This is a genomic window from Vibrio sp. 10N.261.51.A4 (assembly GCF_041471945.1).
GTDB lineage: Bacteria > Pseudomonadota > Gammaproteobacteria > Enterobacterales > Vibrionaceae > Vibrio > Vibrio crassostreae_C.
In genome coordinates, this window is the sequence record NZ_JBFRPJ010000090.1 from 78,518 (window position 1) to 95,213 (window position 16,696).

Consider the following 16,696-nt stretch of genomic DNA (forward strand, 5'->3'; position numbering starts at 1 on the left):
TGAACGCGCTAAATCGCTATGAATTCAACTCTTGTTGGTGTTGTTCAATCAGTTTCTCCATGTACTTCTCACCGCGCAGGCGAGTGTCTTCGTAGGTTTCTGTCCCTTCAAATTTTGTTACCGTCTCATAGTAGACCTTAACTTTTGGCTCAGTACCGGAAGGTCTTACGATAATGCGTGAACCATCTTCGAGATGATAGATGAGTACGTCACTTGCAGGCAGGTTAATGGCTTCAGTATTGCCTCCAATGACGAAGCGTAAAGAAGACTGCAAATCTTCAATTACAGAGATAGCGACACCGTTGATTGCTTTAGGCTGTGCTGAGCGGAGCTTAGAACCAATCGATGGTGAGTCTGGGTCTAAAGCAATACTTCGCTGAGCGTTGGTATGAACCCCATGTTCAAATGAAATTTGAGCGAGAAGATCCCAAACTGTTCGACCTTGAGATTTTAACTCCTCAACCAATTGAGCAAACACGACAATAGCAGACAGCCCATCTTTGTCTCGTACTTGAGTACCAATTGTGTAGCCTAATGCTTCTTCATAGGCGAACAAGAAGTCGTTCTGATCATTTTCCAATTGCATGCCAATATTCGCTAACCATTTAAAACCTGTCAGCGTTTGGAAATAAGTCGCCCCGTGGGATTGAGCTACTTTTTCAAGCAATGTTGAAGATACGATACTGTTACCAACTAATTGGTTTTTGGTATGCGGCTTTGAGAGTAGATAATGAGCGAATAGCACGCCGACTTGGTCACCTGTTAGCATTTTGTATGAGCCATCATCTGTTCTCACTGCAACCGCAAATCGGTCTGCATCTGGATCGTTGGCACAAGCAATGTCGGCATCGACACTTTTTGCTAAGTTAACCACCAGATCCATTGCGCCTTTTTCTTCCGGATTCGGGAAGTTGACGGTCGGGAAGTTACCATCGGGCTCTCTTTGCTCGGCGACGCTGAACACCTTATGGAAACCAGAATCGTGAAGTAGATCCTCGGCCATTTGTGCGCCGACACCATGCATTGCGGTATAGGTGATGGTGGTGTTCGCCGATTCGATCTCATCACTCACGTATGGGCTCTGATTTATCGCAGCGCGGTAGGTTTGATAATAGCCTTCAGTTAACCACACCAACTTTCCTTGCGATTCAGCGTCACTTAGGCTCATTAAAGGGAGCGGCTTGGTCGATGCGATATCGATTTCAGCGGCAATACCCGCATCGTGAGGAGGAATGATTTGAGCGCCATTCTCCCAGTACACTTTGAAACCATTGTATTCCGGTGGGTTGTGGCTGGCCGTCACCACAACGGCAGCTGCGGCGTTGAAGTGCTCAATACCAAAGGCAACGATAGGGGTCGCCGCGACGTTCGAGGTTAGATAAACCTTAATGCCTAAAGCCGTGAGTACGGAAGCGGTATCAATCGCGAACTGCTTTGAATCTAAACGGCCGTCATAACCGACGACCACACCGCGAATGGTCGCATTAGCGACATGTTCGATTAAGTAGTGGCCGAGCCCGGTTGCTGTTTCCTGTATGACTAAACGGTTCATTCGATTTGGGCCGCATCCAACTTTGCCTCTAAGTCCTGCCGTTCCGAACTCTAATCGTTGAGTAAAGCGGTCTTCAAGTTCGTCGTGCATTCCCTCATCGATGAGGTGTTGAAGTTCTTCACGAGTTCTTGGATCTGGGTCTCTCGCTAACCAATTCATTGCATCTTGCATAATCACTAAACCTATTAATGTCTGTATGACTTACCGTTGATTTAATTTAAGTGATATTGATTCTCATTTACATAGAAGCAATCGTAAAACTCGATATAAAATAAATTCCAACGGCAAGAGGGCACGTAGATTAAGCCACTTCAAATAATTGACTGTTTAGTAAGTAAACTTACCTTGAATAATTGGATATCACTAACTAGCCTTTTACATAAATATAACAAAATTTAACAAATTCGCCGTTTTTGAATCTTTCATGGAAACCTCCAACGCTTTTGAACCGTATTAGTTCTTGGGTTTATATGAGGTCAGTAGGCTGCTCACAGGCTAGTTCCATGTGAGTTGTAGATTGAGATTCAGCCTTTTCATGTGTAGCCGGAATAACAATGAATGTTGTCCAGTTCGCAACGACATTTAGGTCGCAAGTATCCAATTAGGAAGGACAAGGAGAGATCTTTTGAAAAGATTACTGGTTAGGCTAGCGTGGCTTTTGAAGAGTTTTGTTGTGCTTTTAGTATCGCCTTTAGTGCACGCTAGCAGTGATTACAACATGACTCAAGGCGTCACTGAGATCAGTGGTAAGGTGTATGAACTTCATATGCTGATCTTCTACATCTGTTGTGCGATTGCCTTTGTTGTTTTTGGTGTGATGTTTTATTCGATTTTGAGGCACAGGAAATCGAAGGGCGCAGTTGCTGCCCATTTTCACGAAAGCACGAAAGTCGAAATTCTTTGGACCATCATCCCTATCATCATTCTCATCGCTATGGCGATACCCGCCACCAAAACCTTAATAGCGATGGAAGATACCTCCCAATCAGATCTGACCGTTAAAATCACCGGGTCACAATGGAAATGGCATTACAGCTATTTTGGTGAAGACGTCGAATTTTTCAGCCTTCTAGCGACCAGTGACAAAGAGATTGAAGGCCTCGAAGTGAAAGGCGCGCATTACCTGCTAGAAGTTGATAAGCCGCTGGTACTGCCTGTAGACCGTAAAGTCCGTTTCTTGATGACTTCCGATGATGTGATTCACTCATGGTGGGTGCCAGCATTCGCCGTTAAGAAAGATACCATTCCGGGCTTTATTAATGAGGCTTGGACTAAGATAGATGAGCCCGGTGTTTACCGAGGGCAGTGTGCAGAGTTGTGTGGTCGTGCCCATGGTTTCATGCCGATCGTGGTGCATGCCATGGAAGAAGATGAGTTTGACGCATGGCTAGCGGAGCAGAAAGAGTTAGCGATAGCCGAACAACAAGCCGCAAAAGATGCATTAGATGCGTCACTTTCCTTGGCGGAGTTGAATACCATCGGTGAAGAGGTTTACAAAACTCGATGTGCGGTTTGTCACCAAGCAAACGGTGAGGGCATTCCTGGAGCATTCCCTGCCATCAAAGGAAGTCCTATTGCCCTTGGTGATGCGGATGTTCATATCGACACCATTGTTTATGGTCGTGGCGGTACGGCGATGCAAGCGTTCGATAATCAGTTAACTGAGAAAGAGATCGCAGCGGTAGTGACTTATCAACGAAACGCTTGGGGTAATGACACCGGCGATATTGTTCAGGCTTCAGATGTGAACGCTTATAAAGCCAAGCAAGAAGGCAGCTCTGAAAGCTCAACGGATGATGCACAAAATGATGCTAAGGATCAGTTATGAGTTCACCAATCAATAAGCCGGTGAAATCGGCTCCAGCAGAAGATCAAGTACTGAGCCATTCTGTGGAAGGCACCTTGGGCAATAATGATTTGCCTGTTGATGATCACGACTCACATGCGGCACCTAAAGGTTGGGCTCGTTGGCTGTATTCAACCAACCATAAAGACATCGGTACATTATATCTTTGGTTCAGTTTTGCAATGTTCTTAACCGGTGGCGCCATGGCGATGGTGATCCGTGCGGAGCTGTTCCAACCGGGTTTACAACTTGTTGAGCCAGATTTCTTCAATCAGATGACTACCGTCCATGGTTTAATCATGGTGTTTGGTGCCGTGATGCCAGCATTTACGGGTTTGGCTAACTGGATGATTCCGATGATGATCGGTGCACCAGATATGGCGCTGCCTAGAATGAACAACCTCAGTTTCTGGATCTTGCCTTTTGCGTTTCTAATCTTAATCGGATCTTTGTTTACAGAAGGGGGCGGCCCGAGTTTTGGTTGGACCTTTTATGCGCCACTCTCGACAACTTATGGCCCAGACAGTACCGCGCTATTCGTATTCTCAGTTCATATTATGGGGATCAGTTCGATCATGGGGGCGATTAACGTGATCGTAACCATAGTGAACATGCGCGCACCGGGCATGACTTGGTTCAAGCTACCGATGTTCGTATGGACTTGGTTAATTACCGCTTTCTTGCTGATAGCCGTGATGCCCGTGCTCGCCGGGGCTGTGACTATGGTACTGACTGACAAATACTTTGGGACTAGTTTCTTTGATGCCGCTGGTGGTGGGGACCCGGTGATGTTCCAGCACATATTCTGGTTCTTTGGGCACCCCGAAGTGTACATCATGATCTTACCGTCTTTTGGTATTGTGTCAGCCATCATTCCAGCATTCAGTGGTAAGCGCCTGTTTGGTTATCACTCGATGGTTTATGCGACCTGTAGTATCGCACTGTTGTCATTCTTGGTTTGGGCGCACCACATGTTCACCACGGGTATGCCAGTATTTGCTGAACTGTTCTTCATGTATTGCACCATGTTGATAGCGGTGCCGACCGGTGTGAAAGTCTTCAACTGGGTGGCGACCATGTGGCGGGGGGCTTTGACCTTTGAAACCCCAATGCTGTTTGCGATTGCCTTTATTGTTTTGTTTACGATTGGTGGGTTATCTGGATTGATGCTCGCTATCGTGCCAGCTGATTTCCAATATCACGATACTTATTTTGTTGTGGCGCACTTCCATTATGTTCTGGTAACAGGTGCCGTGTTCTCGATTATGGCTGCCGCCTATTATTGGCTGCCTAAGTGGACAGGGCATATGTACGACCACAAGCTCAGCCTATGGCACTTCTGGACGTCGGTGATTTCAGTCAATGTACTGTTCTTTCCTATGCACTTTTTAGGGCTAGCGGGTATGCCGCGTCGTATTCCTGATTATGCGATTCAGTTTGCTGACGTTAACCAAGTCGTGTCGATTGGTGGCTTTGCCTTTGGGTTGTCTCAGCTGATTTTCTTATGGCTAGCGATTAAGTGCGTAAGAGGGGGAGAACCTGCACCAAGCAAACCTTGGGATAGAGCTGAAGGTCTTGAATGGACAGTACCAAGCCCTGCGCCTCACCACACCTTTACTCACCCACCGAAAGTGGATTAGAGGGCAGAACCATGAGTGATAAGCAAAGCGATCCCAATCAAGATAAAAAACAACCTAAGCGCCTGTCTAATAAGCGATCGACCAAAAAGCTGACGGGCTACTTGGTGTTGAGCGTGGTTGCGATGTTTTGCTTCGGTTTCGCTTTGGTGCCGCTCTACGATGTCATGTGTGAGGCCTTAGGCATCAATGGCAAAACTAATACTGTTTCAGCGGTGCAACCTCAGGGAATGCAGCCAGACTACTCTCGTACGGTTCGAGTCGAATTCATGTCCCACATCAAGCCAGATATGCCATGGCAGTTTTCGCCTGAAGTTCGAGTGTTAGAGGTTCATCCTGGTGAGGTGGTTCAAACTAACTACATTGCCAAAAACCTTTCTGGAGCCTCATTGGTTGGCCAAGCCGTACCGTCGGTTTCTCCAGGTATGGGGGCAACCTACTTCAATAAGATGGAATGCTTTTGCTTTAATCAGCAGCCATTGGACGGGCACAAGAGCGCAGAAATGGGTTTGATATTTTACATTGAGCCAGATATTCCAGAATCGATACATACGCTGACGCTCTCTTACACATTATTCAATATCACGAATGAGGTGGGTGCTGCGGCCAATAAATCTGAGCCTAACGTACTCGCAAGTAACTAGGAATTTACAGAACCAGTATCAACATAAGGAGTTGAGCGATGAGTTCTAAAAAGGAAGTGTATTTCGTTCCACATCAAAGTCACTGGCCATTGGTGGGTGCTGTAGCACTGTTTTTGGTCGCGGTTGGCGCTGGCTTGACGGTGCAAAACATGGGTACCGACGCCGCAGGTGGTGTGTTTGGCAAAGCGGTGTTGTTAGTCGGGTTTGCTGTGCTGCTTTACATGCTCGCAGGTTGGTTTAGCAATGTGATCACAGAATCATTGAGTGGTCTCTATTCTGAGCAGATTTCTCGTTCTTTTAGACAAGGAATGAGTTGGTTCATCTTTTCCGAAATCATGTTCTTTGGCGCTTTCTTTGGCGCGCTTTTCTATGCTCGAATGATTTCTGTGCCTTGGATTGGTGGTGCGGGCAATAATGAAATGACCCATGAAGTATTGTGGCCGATGTTCCAATCAATTTGGCCACTAACGACGACCCCTGATGGCGTAACGACACAAGCCATGCCTTGGCAAGGTATCCCGCTTAAGAACACCATTATTCTGCTGCTTTCCTCTGTGACGCTGCACATGGCACATATCAGTCTTGAACAAAATAAGCGTATGGCTTTGATCGTGTGGTTGGAGATAACCATTGTTCTGGCTGGCTTCTTCCTGTTCTTCCAAGTTGAAGAGTATCTTCACGCTTATCAAGAGATGGGGCTGACACTTCAGTCTGGCATCTACGGTAATACCTTCTTTTTGCTTACTGGGTTTCATGGCTTACATGTCTGTTTAGGGACGATCTTTTTGATTGTGTTGCTGGCAAGGGTTGCGAAAGACCACTTCACTCCGAAAGACCACTTTGCGTTCCAAGCGGGCAGTTGGTATTGGCACTTTGTTGATGTGGTTTGGTTAGGCCTGTTTGTATTTGTCTATGTGCTTTAACTGCTGAGCCTATCGGGGATTAATAGGGGCGAGGGTTAGGAGTTATCACTCCTGATCCCAAAGCAAGTAATAAAAGTAGCACGACAACGGCTGACCACATGACACGACGACCCAAGAAGTAACTGAGTCTTTTTCCATTGTGTTTACCTGAGGCGATTTGGATTAGGCCTTTCATCAAATTGAAAGCGATAAAAAACAGCAAAGCGACCAATACGACTTTAAATAACAGAACAAAGGTAGATGACGCCATAGTGATAACTCCAAACCGATTGATTGATGATGAACACAAGTTCCGCAGTAAAGGTTTTTGGATAGCGGTTGTTTTAACTGTGGTTTCAGTCGGCGCTTTAATCAAGTTAGGTTTATGGCAACTCGATCGTGGTAACGAGAAATTACGTTATGAACAGCAACTATCAGAAAGAGCGCAGCAATCGTTTAGGTCATTGGACACGGTTATCTCTGAATGGAAGGGCTCGCGTACACAACCCCAAGGTACATCTGAACAGCAGTTTTTAAATGGTTTGAAGGTTGATGTTGAATTGGAAACACCAAGTGGTTTGGTGGTCTTGTTAGACAATCAGATTAACCAAGGAACGGTGGGGTATGTGATTTACATGTTGGGTGAGGTTCAATCTAAAGAGCAAGGCAACCAGCTTTTACACGAAAAGCAGTTATTGATCGATCTTGGGTTTGTTCCGGCAAGTAATGACAGAAGAGAACTACCGCAATTAGGAAGTATCACTGTACCAACCAAAATGTCAGGGCGCTTGTATACACGCTCAATTAATCCTTTAAGTCATGAGTTGGGTTTAGAAAATACGACACCGAATAGAATCCAAAACCTAAACATAGCAGCGTTATCACAGTATACAGGACAAGAAGTGCTGCCCTTTGTCTTCCAACCTCAGAGTTTAGATTCATGGCCCTATGAAATGTTATGGCGTCCAACGGCGATGAGGTCTGAGAAGCATTTTGGTTACTCATTTCAATGGTTTGTTATGGCTGCGGTACTTTTGTTTTTGATGTTGTTGATTGGCTATCGGTACCTAAAAGCAACACCTATCACGAGGAATAAGGATGGATAAATCTCAAGCACAAGTGAACAGGGAAATTACCGAGGCAAACATGGCTGAGCTCAGAAGCCGTCGTACTAAAGGACGCTTGGTATTAATCGGACTCGTTTTAATTTTCGCTTTGCCAGCCATTATCGCCAAAACTGTGTTGGATCAGAATTGGTATACGTCAGGTGTCACTAACTCAGGCGAATTGGTAGAACCAAGAATTACACTAGCGGATGTTGGCGTAACGGTACCCATGGCAGGAGAGGGTTGGGTTGTGGGGTATATCGCACCGATGGAGTGCGAAAGCTTGTGTGAACAACAGCTTCATTATTTGAATCAAAGCTACTTAGCGTTAGGGAAAAACAAAGAGCGAGTGACCGCCGTTGTTTTCGTCTCAGAAGGTAACTCGTTGTCGGGTTCGCTCAACAAGCCTGATTTATCTTTGTTAGCTGGTGGTGATCAGTTAAGCACCGAGTTTTCGCCGGCTTCCATTGTCATTATTGACCCGCTAGGACAGTTGGTTATGGAGTACAAAAGCGTGTCGGAACCGTCGCAGTTAGTCGGGCAATCCAAAGGTATGATTCATGATTTAAGAAAGCTACTTAAGCTGTCACGAGTTGGGTAGTTGATGGCGCAAATGCTTGAGCTTAAGCAGCGAAAGGGAATAAGTATAGGGAGATAAGTGATGCAGAATAAAGCCCCTGATTTACTGATGCTTGTGATGAGATTAACTATCTTGTTAACCCTTACCGTGATTGTTCTCGGAGCTTATACACGCCTGTCTGATGCTGGCCTTGGCTGTCCTGACTGGCCGGGTTGTTACGGTAAGATCACCGTTCCGTCTGATGCCCAAGCGGTGAGTCAAGCCAATCTGCAATTTCCAGAGCGAGCTCTTGAAGCAGACAAAGCGTGGATAGAGATGATCCATCGCTACTTTGCAGGAACATTAGGGTTGCTTATCTTTGTCGTTGTAGCTTGGTGTATTAAAAAGAACATCACACCAGTTGGTCTTCCATTACTTATCTCTGCCACTGTGATTTTTCAGGCTTTGCTTGGAATGTGGACGGTGACTCTCAAGTTGATGCCTGTTGTGGTTATGGCGCATTTGATGGGGGGCTTCACGTTGCTGTCACTGCTGTGTCTGCTCTACTGTCGTTTGTCTCAATTCCAAAGCCGTTTTGGTGAGGCTACCTATTCTTCATCACTTAAAGTCTCGGCACTATTCGGATTACTCATTGTAGTCGGGCAGATACTGCTCGGTGGCTGGACATCGTCTAATTATGCCGCTCTGGTGTGTACTCAATTACCGATTTGTGAAGGTAACTGGATGAGCTTCCTCGACTTCAAAAATGCGTTCGATTTTGCTCAACATGGACACGATAACTATGAGTTTGGTGTGTTGGAATATCCCGCAAGGCTTACCATCCATGTCATGCACAGGTTCGGGGCTATTGTGGCGACGTTAACGGTGCTGATGATCGTGTACCAGCTATGGAAATTTGGCCAAGTGCCTCACCAAAAGCTGAGCGTGATTGTCGCAATAGTCCTGTTTACCCAAATCAGCCTTGGGATCAGTAATGTATGGTTTCACCTGCCAATCTCAGTCGCGGTTTTGCATAACCTAGTCGCAGCAATGTTGCTCATCAGCATGGTTGTAACCAATTTTGTGGTGTGGCAACGCAAACCGAGTGAGAGCTTGGTGAAGAACAGTGTATTACAAGGAGGTAATCATGGTCAGTAGAACGTCAACACAGTATGAAGTGGTGGCTCAAGACGCAGCCTTAATTCATAAGATAACAGCCAACAATGACACAGCTTTAAGTAACGAAATAGCTGCAAAAAACAAAGCAACTTGGAAAGTTTATTTAACGCTGACCAAGCCGAAGGTGGTAGCTTTGATGCTGCTAACTGCACTGGTTGGAATGTGTTTGGCTGTGCCTAATGGATTGCCTTTGCAACAAACTCTATTCGGGATGATTGGGATAGGGTTAATGGCAGGTTCGGCAGCCGCGTTTAACCATTTGATCGACAAAAAGATCGATGGACAAATGACTCGAACAAATCGACGACCTTTACCATCCGGTGAACTGAGTAGTGCGCGCGTGTTCAGCTTTGCCGCGGGTATCGGCTTACTTGGTTTCGTCATGCTTGTGGTGTGGGTCAATCAACTCACCGCTTGGTTAACCTTTGCAAGCTTGTTGGGTTACGCAGTGATTTATACCATGTATCTGAAGCGAGCGACGCCGCAAAACATCGTGATAGCAGGGATCGCTGGTGCAATGCCACCGCTACTGGGCTGGACGGCGGTTACCAATGAACTGCACTCAAATGCTTGGTTGTTGGTGATGATCATCTTTATTTGGACACCTCCTCATTTCTGGGCGTTGGCAATTCATCGTCGGGACGAATATGCCAAGGTGAATATCCCCATGCTGCCTGTGACCCATGGTATTGCTTACACCAAAACATCGATTCTGCTCTATACCTTGTTGCTTAGCATCGTATGTATATTGCCGGTGTTGGTCGGCATGAGCAGCTGGATATATCTGAGTGCTTCATTGGTGCTCAACGGTGGGTTTGTTTACCACGCTTGGGTACTGAAATATCGTGATGAACCCAATATGGCCATGAAGACCTTTAAGTTCTCCATCTATCATCTCATGATCTTGTTTGTGGCTCTGTTGGCAGACCACTATCTACTTTGATAACCGCATTTCTGCTGTTGCTGAATAAGAAAACGGATGCTCTGGGCATCCGCTTTTGTTTGGCTAATTACACAAGCTCACATACTTGAAAATAAGTAACTCGCTAACAATTAGTCCACTTTGTTCCAAGCACTTTGCCAGTGTGAACCGACACCTGGTTCGTACTGAGTTGCTGTTGGAGCCCATTGAACACAGTAGCCAGAGTATGGGAACTCTTTACACTGATAAACGCCACCATCGCTGCTTAGAACCTTTGTTCCTGCTGTGTAAGACTCAATGCTTTCTGGGAACACGAAGTCGTAGTCGCCTGCTGGTGGCGGTGTTTGCTCGTCCATTAGGTGGAAATCAAGCGTGTTCTGATCCACTAAGTTACCTTGGTCATCTTTCGTCACAACCACAAGCATGTGGTGACCAGCTTCAGACTTAGAAAGAGTCAGTTGAATATCTTCAACTTGTCCGTCTGTTAGGTCCGATTTCTGAGAGGCAAGTGCTTCACGGTGATGGTTGTACACGGTAAGCTCAGCTTGAATATCGCCTGTTGCCGCTAGCGTAAGGTCAAGCTGAGTAGGTTGGCTCTCATCGATAATGTACTCTGATTCTAAGCCCGAGACTTCAAGATCATGCTCGGGTTCTGGAGTATCAATCTTGTAGCCGATTTCGACACTGTTAAAGCCAGAGCCTGCTTTTAGATAAACAGGATTCGTGCCGTAAACGGGTGCGAAATCGCCTTGGTCATTCAATTGACCTGCTTTGATTTGCGTCTGCTCTTGGTTGATCTTAGAAGCAAGCGCGTAAGACCAGTTATTGGCTTTGCCTTGTTCAGAAGTTTCAATCACAAGCTCAGTGCTGTATGAAGCGTTCTCACCAGACTGGTCGAATACACGCGTATAAACAGCGTCACCAACATTCAGGTCTTGTGTCGGGTTGATTTGACCACCTTGATCCCAATCAGGAATGATAGGGCCGTCACCATCAAATTTCACGTCGATAACGTTGTAGAAAGCCGCTGCAGTGTCACCTACATCCCATACGGCAAGGATCACTTGATAACCTTCACGCTCTGGCACATTACACAAGTGACTGACTTGCATCGGTGGCTGTTCCATATTGCCTTCAACAACACAGAATGGCGTTAAGTCAAAAGAGCTGCGAGCCAACGGCTGGTTTGGATTCCAGTCGGGTTGAGTAATGTAATATTTCCAATCGCGAGTCTTGTGGTTAGCTGTGAATGTCCACTCGAAGTATTGAGAACCAGACTTGATAGGGCGTTTAACCCAGCGGTCTGCCTTTTGTTCGTCTAGTGCTGCTGCTAAAGAAGATTGCGCACTGGCGATTTTCCCATCAGCAGGGCCAACTTCTGGGAAGCCTTCAGGGCCTTCTACACTTTGTGGTTCGTATTGGATACCACCACAGTTGGTGTTTTTCTCTTGCGTATCACTCGCAGGGAACTTACATAGGGCAACACGGCTCTCAGCTACGCCATTGTTGTATGCCGAGACATAACCGTGACCGAAGCTTGCACCGCTTACGCTAAGAAGCGATAGCGCGATGAGTGATTTTTTTTGGAGTTGTTTCATTATTTGTCCTTACTGTATTTGGCCGACAAAAAAGAGAACACCCCGGCATGCATTTACACTTAGATTCTATTAAGTGGCGGCCCCGCTATCATAGACAGAATATTTGTCGACAGACCGGTGGCTTTGCGTCCTATTCTTTCAAATAGTTTGCCAGAAGTGCGTTTGAGCAATCGAAATGTAGCCAACCAGTTTTATAAATGCGAATCAATCGATTGAAATGTGGAATGCCAATCTCGAACTTTTAATTCTTGATACAAATTAACTTGCTATATGTTTAGTTCGTTAACGTATAAATTATTGATATAAATAAAGAAAGCATTTGATCTAATCGTTTTAGTGAATGACTTTGGGTTGTTTCGCTTCGCTCTGTACAACAATTGTGCACATATCAAAACCAAACCTTTGGTTTCCACTAACCGAACCCTGACACGCCATGTATGAAAAACCGGACAATTGATTGGTATGAATTATATAAAGGAGCCGGTATGGAATTCACAGAACTAGGCAGAGACGCGTTGTATCAAACGTGGATGTCACAAAAATCGAGAATGCGAATTACGCAGATGGAGTTTTCAAAAAAGCTAGGCATGAACCAGCTTGATTTCTCAAGAGTGCTAAGAGGGGAGACGCCATTAACCATGTCTTTCATTAGTCATTTTTGTCGTTTACTTCATTTGGAACCAAGGAATGTATTCCCCTCGCTAAAAGAGGTCAATGAATCGGGGCCTAAAGTGGTCTACCTGAAAAGTAGAATGAGTGTTGATGGTGAGATCCAAAATGCTTATATTGAAGGAAATCAGGTAATTGTAGAGTACGCACACACTGTTCAACATGATTAATTTTAGAGTTAGCTCTGATTTTTAACCCCCTTTTTCTACAACCTTTTCACATAGGGTATGTCATACTTAATTAGATTCCTTAATTTTGACTAAGTGCGTTATGAACCCTTTAAAAGTCCTTTTGCTTGTTGCAACCAGCATTTTCTTGCTTGGTTGTGCAGGCGGCCCAATTAGAACCGCTACTAAATTTACCAGCTACGAAGATTTTCAGGCTGGGCCTGACGGAGGCGTCGACTTGGTTTGGGCAAGGGTTGGGCTACGTGACGCGCAGCGTTTGAAATCCAAGTTAGATGACTACGATTCTGTAGTGATCGACCAAATTTTTGTTTTAACAGAAGAAGGTTCGTTGGATCAGGAAGAGATTCAGGAACTCACAGAGCACATGGTTGCGCGCTTGGAAGATAAAATATCGCCTCATAAAACGATTGTCGATGAACCGACAGGAAAAACGCTCCGCTTGAGTATCGCTCTGAGTAACGTTGAAACGCCCAATCCGATCTTAGCTGTAACGAGCAGCGTTCTGCCGTTTGGCCTTGCGATGTCAACCATATCTAAGGTCACGACTGGTGAGCACACCAATGTTGGGAGTGCGAGTGTAGAGTTATTGGTCAGTGATGCTCAAGAGGGCACACTACTGTTTGCAGCCATCGACCGTGAAGCGGGTAACAAAGATTTTTCAACCATGATTGATTCGCTGGATGATGCCAAAGACGCGATCAACTATTGGGTTGAACGTTTAGGTGATACTCTACACAACATAGATGACGCATAGTAAAGACCGAATAATGCTAGAGAAAGAGAACCTGATTAAGTTGGCTCGAATGCAGATGCCATTTGGAAAGTACGCGGGTCGTACACTGATTGACTTACCTGAAGAATATTTGCTGTGGTTTGATAAAAAGGGATTCCCGTCTGGTGAACTCGGCGATTTATTGAAACTGTGCCTTGCTCTGAAAATTGAAGGGCTTGATAGTGTCGTCAAGCCATTGAAAAGAATGTAATTAAATAAAAGCTCACGCTGATCACGTGAGCTTTTTTGTTTTTGAGTTCGACACAATTTTACATGCATGATGTAGCTTGAAGAATGGCTCTTCTTACCTTGCTATAAAATACGCAATCGATATCGTGTAAATAATGGTATACAGGGTGTTTTAAATATAAAACACAAAAAAAATTGCGTTTATTTTTAATTAGTGATTGAAACTAGAGTTTTTACTAGTTAAGTTACAGGGAACAAGAAGATTAGTGCTGATAGAAAGTGACGTGAGACAACGTACATTCAGCTCAAGGATAGAAAAAAGGAAGAAGTAAGCAATGTTCCAGACTGATGATGTAAGAATTAACAAAGTAAAAGAGTTATTACCCCCTGTTGCTGTTTTAGAAAAGTTTCCAGCGACAGAAGTTGCTTCTTCTACAACCTTTGAAAGCCGCAAAGCGATCCACAATATTTTAGAAGAGAGCGATGATCGCTTGCTTGTTATTGTCGGCCCATGTTCTATTCATGACACAGAAGCTGCTCTTGAGTACGGTAAACGTTTGAAAGTGTTGCGCGACGAACTTGGTGATAACCTTGAAATCGTAATGCGTGTTTACTTTGAAAAACCACGTACAACTGTTGGTTGGAAAGGTCTAATAAATGACCCGTACATGAACGATACGTTCAAGCTAAATGATGGCCTTCGTCTAGGACGTAAGCTACTGCTGGACCTAACTGACATGGGCATGCCAACGGCAAGCGAATTCCTAGACATGATCACGCCTCAATACGTTGCTGACCTAATCAGCTGGGGTGCAATCGGCGCACGTACTACAGAATCTCAAGTTCACCGCGAACTGGCTTCTGGCCTATCTTGCCCAGTTGGATTTAAGAATGGTACTGATGGCAACATCAAGATTGCAACAGATGCTATTCGCTCTGCTAGCGCTTCTCACCACTTCTTATCAGTAACTAAGTACGGTCACTCAGCTATCGTTGAAACAGCAGGTAACCCTGATTGTCATATCATCCTACGTGGTGGCAAAGAGCCAAATTACAGCGCAGAACACGTTGGTAAGATTAAAGAAGAGCTAGCAGCTTCTGGTCTTCCACAAAAAGTGATGATCGATTTCAGCCACGCAAACAGCTCTAAGCAGTTTAAGCGTCAAATGAACGTATCTGATGACGTAAGCGCACAAATTTCTGGTGGCGACAAAGCTATCTTTGGTGTGATGATTGAATCTCATCTTGTTGAAGGTCGCCAAGACCTGGTTGAGGGCAAAGCTGCAACGTACGGCCAATCTGTTACTGATGCGTGTATTGGTTGGGAAGACACTGAAACAGTACTTCGCCAGCTGGCAGACGCTGTTGAAGCTCGTCGTAACAAATAGACTAATTACAGTCAGCGATTAAGCTACTGAAAATTCAAAGCCCTTAGTTAGCAACAGCTAATAAGGGCTTTTTTGTGGATCTTAGTTGAAAACTGGAAGTGTCTGTATTCTTAAATGAGAAAAGACAGTAACTCGTCGACTTTAAGTGACAGTAAAGCTTTATCTTGTTTGGTTTCAACGTTAAGGCGTATTAATGGCTCGGTATTGGACTTTCTTAAGTTGAAGCGCCATGAGCCCATATTCATGCTGATTCCGTCTGTGTGATCGATCTCAACGGCATGATCTTGGTAGTGCGATAACACGCAAGCCATGACCTGCTCTGGGTCTGAGACTCTTCGATTGATCTCCCCGGAAGAGGGGAATCTATCTATACTAGTACTCGTTAATTGGTGAAGAGATTGTTGAGTTTTCGACATCAGCTCGATAACCAATAGCCAAGGAATCATGCCTGAATCGCAATATCCAAAATCACGAAAATAATGGTGTGCGCTCATTTCGCCCCCATAGACGGCATTCGTTTCACGCATCTTCTCTTTGATCAGTGCGTGTCCTGCTTTAATTCCAATCGCTTTTCCACCATGCGTTTTTGCGATTTCAATTGTGTTCCAGGTCATGCGCATATCGTGCAATACAGTCGTGTTAGGCTGTTTGACCAAGAATGCTTCAGCAAGCAACCCTACAATGTAATAACCCTCGATGTAATCGCCTTGCTCATCAAAGAAAAAGCATCGGTCGAAGTCTCCATCCCAAGCAATTCCAAGGTTGGCAGAATGCTCTAAAACGGCATCTCGAGTGGCTGCTTGGTTCTCTCTAATCAAAGGGTTTGGAATACCATTTGGGAAGTTTCCATCAGGGTTATGATGAACTTTGATGAAGGTGATAGGGACACCGAGTTCGTTAAATTTATTATCTAAAGCATCAATGATATGTCCTGCAACACCGTTCCCAGCATTAACCACAATCTTCATCGGTGACAGCTTTGATGGGGTTATGTACGAGAGTAGGTGCTCGACGTACGGAGCAAGAATACTGTTCGATCTACTAGAGTTACTTGGTTGTGCATGAACGAACGGTAAATTGCAGTTCAGCTCTTGATTAAGTTCTTCAATGCGTCGTTTGATTTCATCTAAACCACTGTTTTTACTGATAGGGCTAGCGTCTACACCGACCATTTTCATGCCGTTGTAATTGATTGGGTTGTGGCTGGCTGTGATTTGTATTCCGCCAATCGCTTTTAGGTAACGAGTCGCAAAGTAGACCTCTTCAGTGCCAGTCATACCTAGATCAATGACGGTAATCCCTGACTCGATTAAGCCTTTGGTCATGGCTTCTTGTAATGACAGGGAGGTTTTGCGGTTATCACGACCAATCACTACCTGCGCCAAACCATCGAGTGAGGTTTCAGGCTTAGCGGATAGGACGTATTCGCCAAATGCCTTACCGAGCAGGTAGGCGAGTGGCTCATTGATTTGTTTACCAATGACGCCGCGGATATCGTTGTTCTTAAAGCAGTTTAGGTCTAATGTTGGTTTCATCGATTTGTCG

16 protein-coding genes and 1 riboswitch are annotated in these 16,696 nt (G+C 45.1%); of the genes, 12 read left to right on the forward strand and 4 right to left on the reverse strand.

Features of this window, described 5'->3' with window-relative positions; all coding sequences use genetic code 11:
* Positions 1–16 precede the first annotated feature (16 nt).
* On the reverse strand, positions 17–1,723 hold the full coding sequence (locus tag AB4384_RS19620) for a phospho-sugar mutase (RefSeq protein WP_102393162.1): 1,707 nt from the start codon (positions 1,721–1,723) through the stop codon (positions 17–19).
* 454 nt (positions 1,724–2,177) lie between these two features.
* On the opposite strand from AB4384_RS19620, the gene coxB reads away from it, so the two are divergent.
* From coxB to AB4384_RS19640, 4 genes are read left to right on the forward strand one after another with little or no spacing between them, the layout of a single operon-like run.
* Positions 2,178–3,380 (forward strand): cytochrome c oxidase subunit II, encoded by a 1,203-nt coding sequence (gene coxB, locus AB4384_RS19625; RefSeq protein WP_372129994.1) that lies wholly within the window; start codon positions 2,178–2,180, stop codon positions 3,378–3,380.
* Entirely contained in the window at positions 3,377–5,038 is a 1,662-nt protein-coding gene (gene ctaD / locus AB4384_RS19630) for a cytochrome c oxidase subunit I (protein WP_048612910.1), read from the forward strand. Before coxB ends, ctaD begins: the two co-directional genes overlap by 4 nt.
* An 11-nt stretch (positions 5,039–5,049) precedes the next feature.
* Positions 5,050–5,679, forward strand: a complete 630-nt coding sequence (locus AB4384_RS19635) for a cytochrome c oxidase assembly protein (RefSeq protein ID WP_017064839.1) — start codon at positions 5,050–5,052, stop codon at positions 5,677–5,679.
* A gap of 38 nt (positions 5,680–5,717) precedes the next feature.
* Positions 5,718–6,602, forward strand: a complete 885-nt coding sequence (locus tag AB4384_RS19640; RefSeq protein WP_009845661.1) for a cytochrome c oxidase subunit 3 — start codon at positions 5,718–5,720, stop codon at positions 6,600–6,602.
* A gap of 19 nt (positions 6,603–6,621) precedes the next feature.
* On the opposite strand, the gene AB4384_RS19645 is transcribed toward AB4384_RS19640, so the two are convergent.
* Positions 6,622–6,852 carry a DUF2909 family protein gene (locus tag AB4384_RS19645; protein WP_017066085.1) on the reverse strand — a complete coding sequence of 77 codons (231 nt, stop codon included), beginning with the start codon at positions 6,850–6,852 and terminating at the stop codon, positions 6,622–6,624.
* On the opposite strand from AB4384_RS19645, the gene AB4384_RS19650 reads away from it, so the two are divergent.
* Genes AB4384_RS19650 through cyoE form a run of 4 tightly spaced genes read left to right on the forward strand, consistent with a single transcriptional unit; the run spans position 6,740 to position 10,368 of the window.
* On the forward strand, positions 6,740–7,687 hold the full coding sequence (locus AB4384_RS19650; RefSeq protein WP_372129995.1) for an SURF1 family protein: 948 nt from the start codon (positions 6,740–6,742) through the stop codon (positions 7,685–7,687). The two genes, AB4384_RS19645 and AB4384_RS19650, sit on opposite strands and share 113 nt — an antisense overlap.
* The gene (locus AB4384_RS19655) at positions 7,680–8,288 is read left to right on the forward strand and encodes a hypothetical protein (RefSeq protein WP_372129996.1); all 609 of its coding nucleotides are present in this window, start codon (positions 7,680–7,682) and stop codon (positions 8,286–8,288) included. Before AB4384_RS19650 ends, AB4384_RS19655 begins: the two co-directional genes overlap by 8 nt.
* A gap of 60 nt (positions 8,289–8,348) precedes the next feature.
* The gene (locus tag AB4384_RS19660) at positions 8,349–9,404 is read left to right on the forward strand and encodes a heme A synthase (protein WP_372129997.1); all 1,056 of its coding nucleotides are present in this window, start codon (positions 8,349–8,351) and stop codon (positions 9,402–9,404) included.
* Positions 9,394–10,368 (forward strand): heme o synthase, encoded by a 975-nt coding sequence (cyoE, locus tag AB4384_RS19665; protein ID WP_372129998.1) that lies wholly within the window; start codon positions 9,394–9,396, stop codon positions 10,366–10,368. Before AB4384_RS19660 ends, cyoE begins: the two co-directional genes overlap by 11 nt.
* A 110-nt stretch (positions 10,369–10,478) precedes the next feature.
* Here cyoE and gbpA read toward each other — a convergent pair whose 3' ends face one another.
* Positions 10,479–11,945 carry an N-acetylglucosamine-binding protein GbpA gene (gene gbpA, locus AB4384_RS19670; protein ID WP_372129999.1) on the reverse strand — a complete coding sequence of 489 codons (1,467 nt, stop codon included), beginning with the start codon at positions 11,943–11,945 and terminating at the stop codon, positions 10,479–10,481.
* A gap of 72 nt (positions 11,946–12,017) precedes the next feature.
* A riboswitch (cyclic di-GMP riboswitch) is annotated at positions 12,018–12,107 on the reverse strand.
* A 323-nt stretch (positions 12,108–12,430) separates the two neighbouring features.
* Here gbpA and AB4384_RS19675 point away from each other — a divergent pair.
* The 4 genes from AB4384_RS19675 to aroG all read left to right on the forward strand — a co-directional run bounded on the left by AB4384_RS19675 (position 12,431) and on the right by aroG (position 15,151).
* Positions 12,431–12,784: an XRE family transcriptional regulator gene (locus AB4384_RS19675; RefSeq protein ID WP_372130000.1), complete on the forward strand. Its 354-nt coding sequence runs from the start codon at positions 12,431–12,433 to the stop codon at positions 12,782–12,784.
* A gap of 100 nt (positions 12,785–12,884) precedes the next feature.
* Positions 12,885–13,556, forward strand: a complete 672-nt coding sequence (locus AB4384_RS19680; protein WP_372130001.1) for a DUF3313 domain-containing protein — start codon at positions 12,885–12,887, stop codon at positions 13,554–13,556.
* Between the two features lie 13 nt (positions 13,557–13,569).
* Positions 13,570–13,785 (forward strand): DUF3820 family protein, encoded by a 216-nt coding sequence (locus AB4384_RS19685; protein WP_004730103.1) that lies wholly within the window; start codon positions 13,570–13,572, stop codon positions 13,783–13,785.
* Between the two features lie 313 nt (positions 13,786–14,098).
* The gene (gene aroG / locus AB4384_RS19690) at positions 14,099–15,151 is read left to right on the forward strand and encodes a 3-deoxy-7-phosphoheptulonate synthase AroG (RefSeq protein WP_017061746.1); all 1,053 of its coding nucleotides are present in this window, start codon (positions 14,099–14,101) and stop codon (positions 15,149–15,151) included.
* Between the two features lie 110 nt (positions 15,152–15,261).
* Here aroG and AB4384_RS19695 read toward each other — a convergent pair whose 3' ends face one another.
* Positions 15,262–16,686, reverse strand: coding sequence for a phosphomannomutase CpsG (locus AB4384_RS19695; RefSeq protein WP_372123037.1), 1,425 nt, complete (start codon positions 16,684–16,686; stop codon positions 15,262–15,264).
* Positions 16,687–16,696 lie beyond the last annotated feature (10 nt).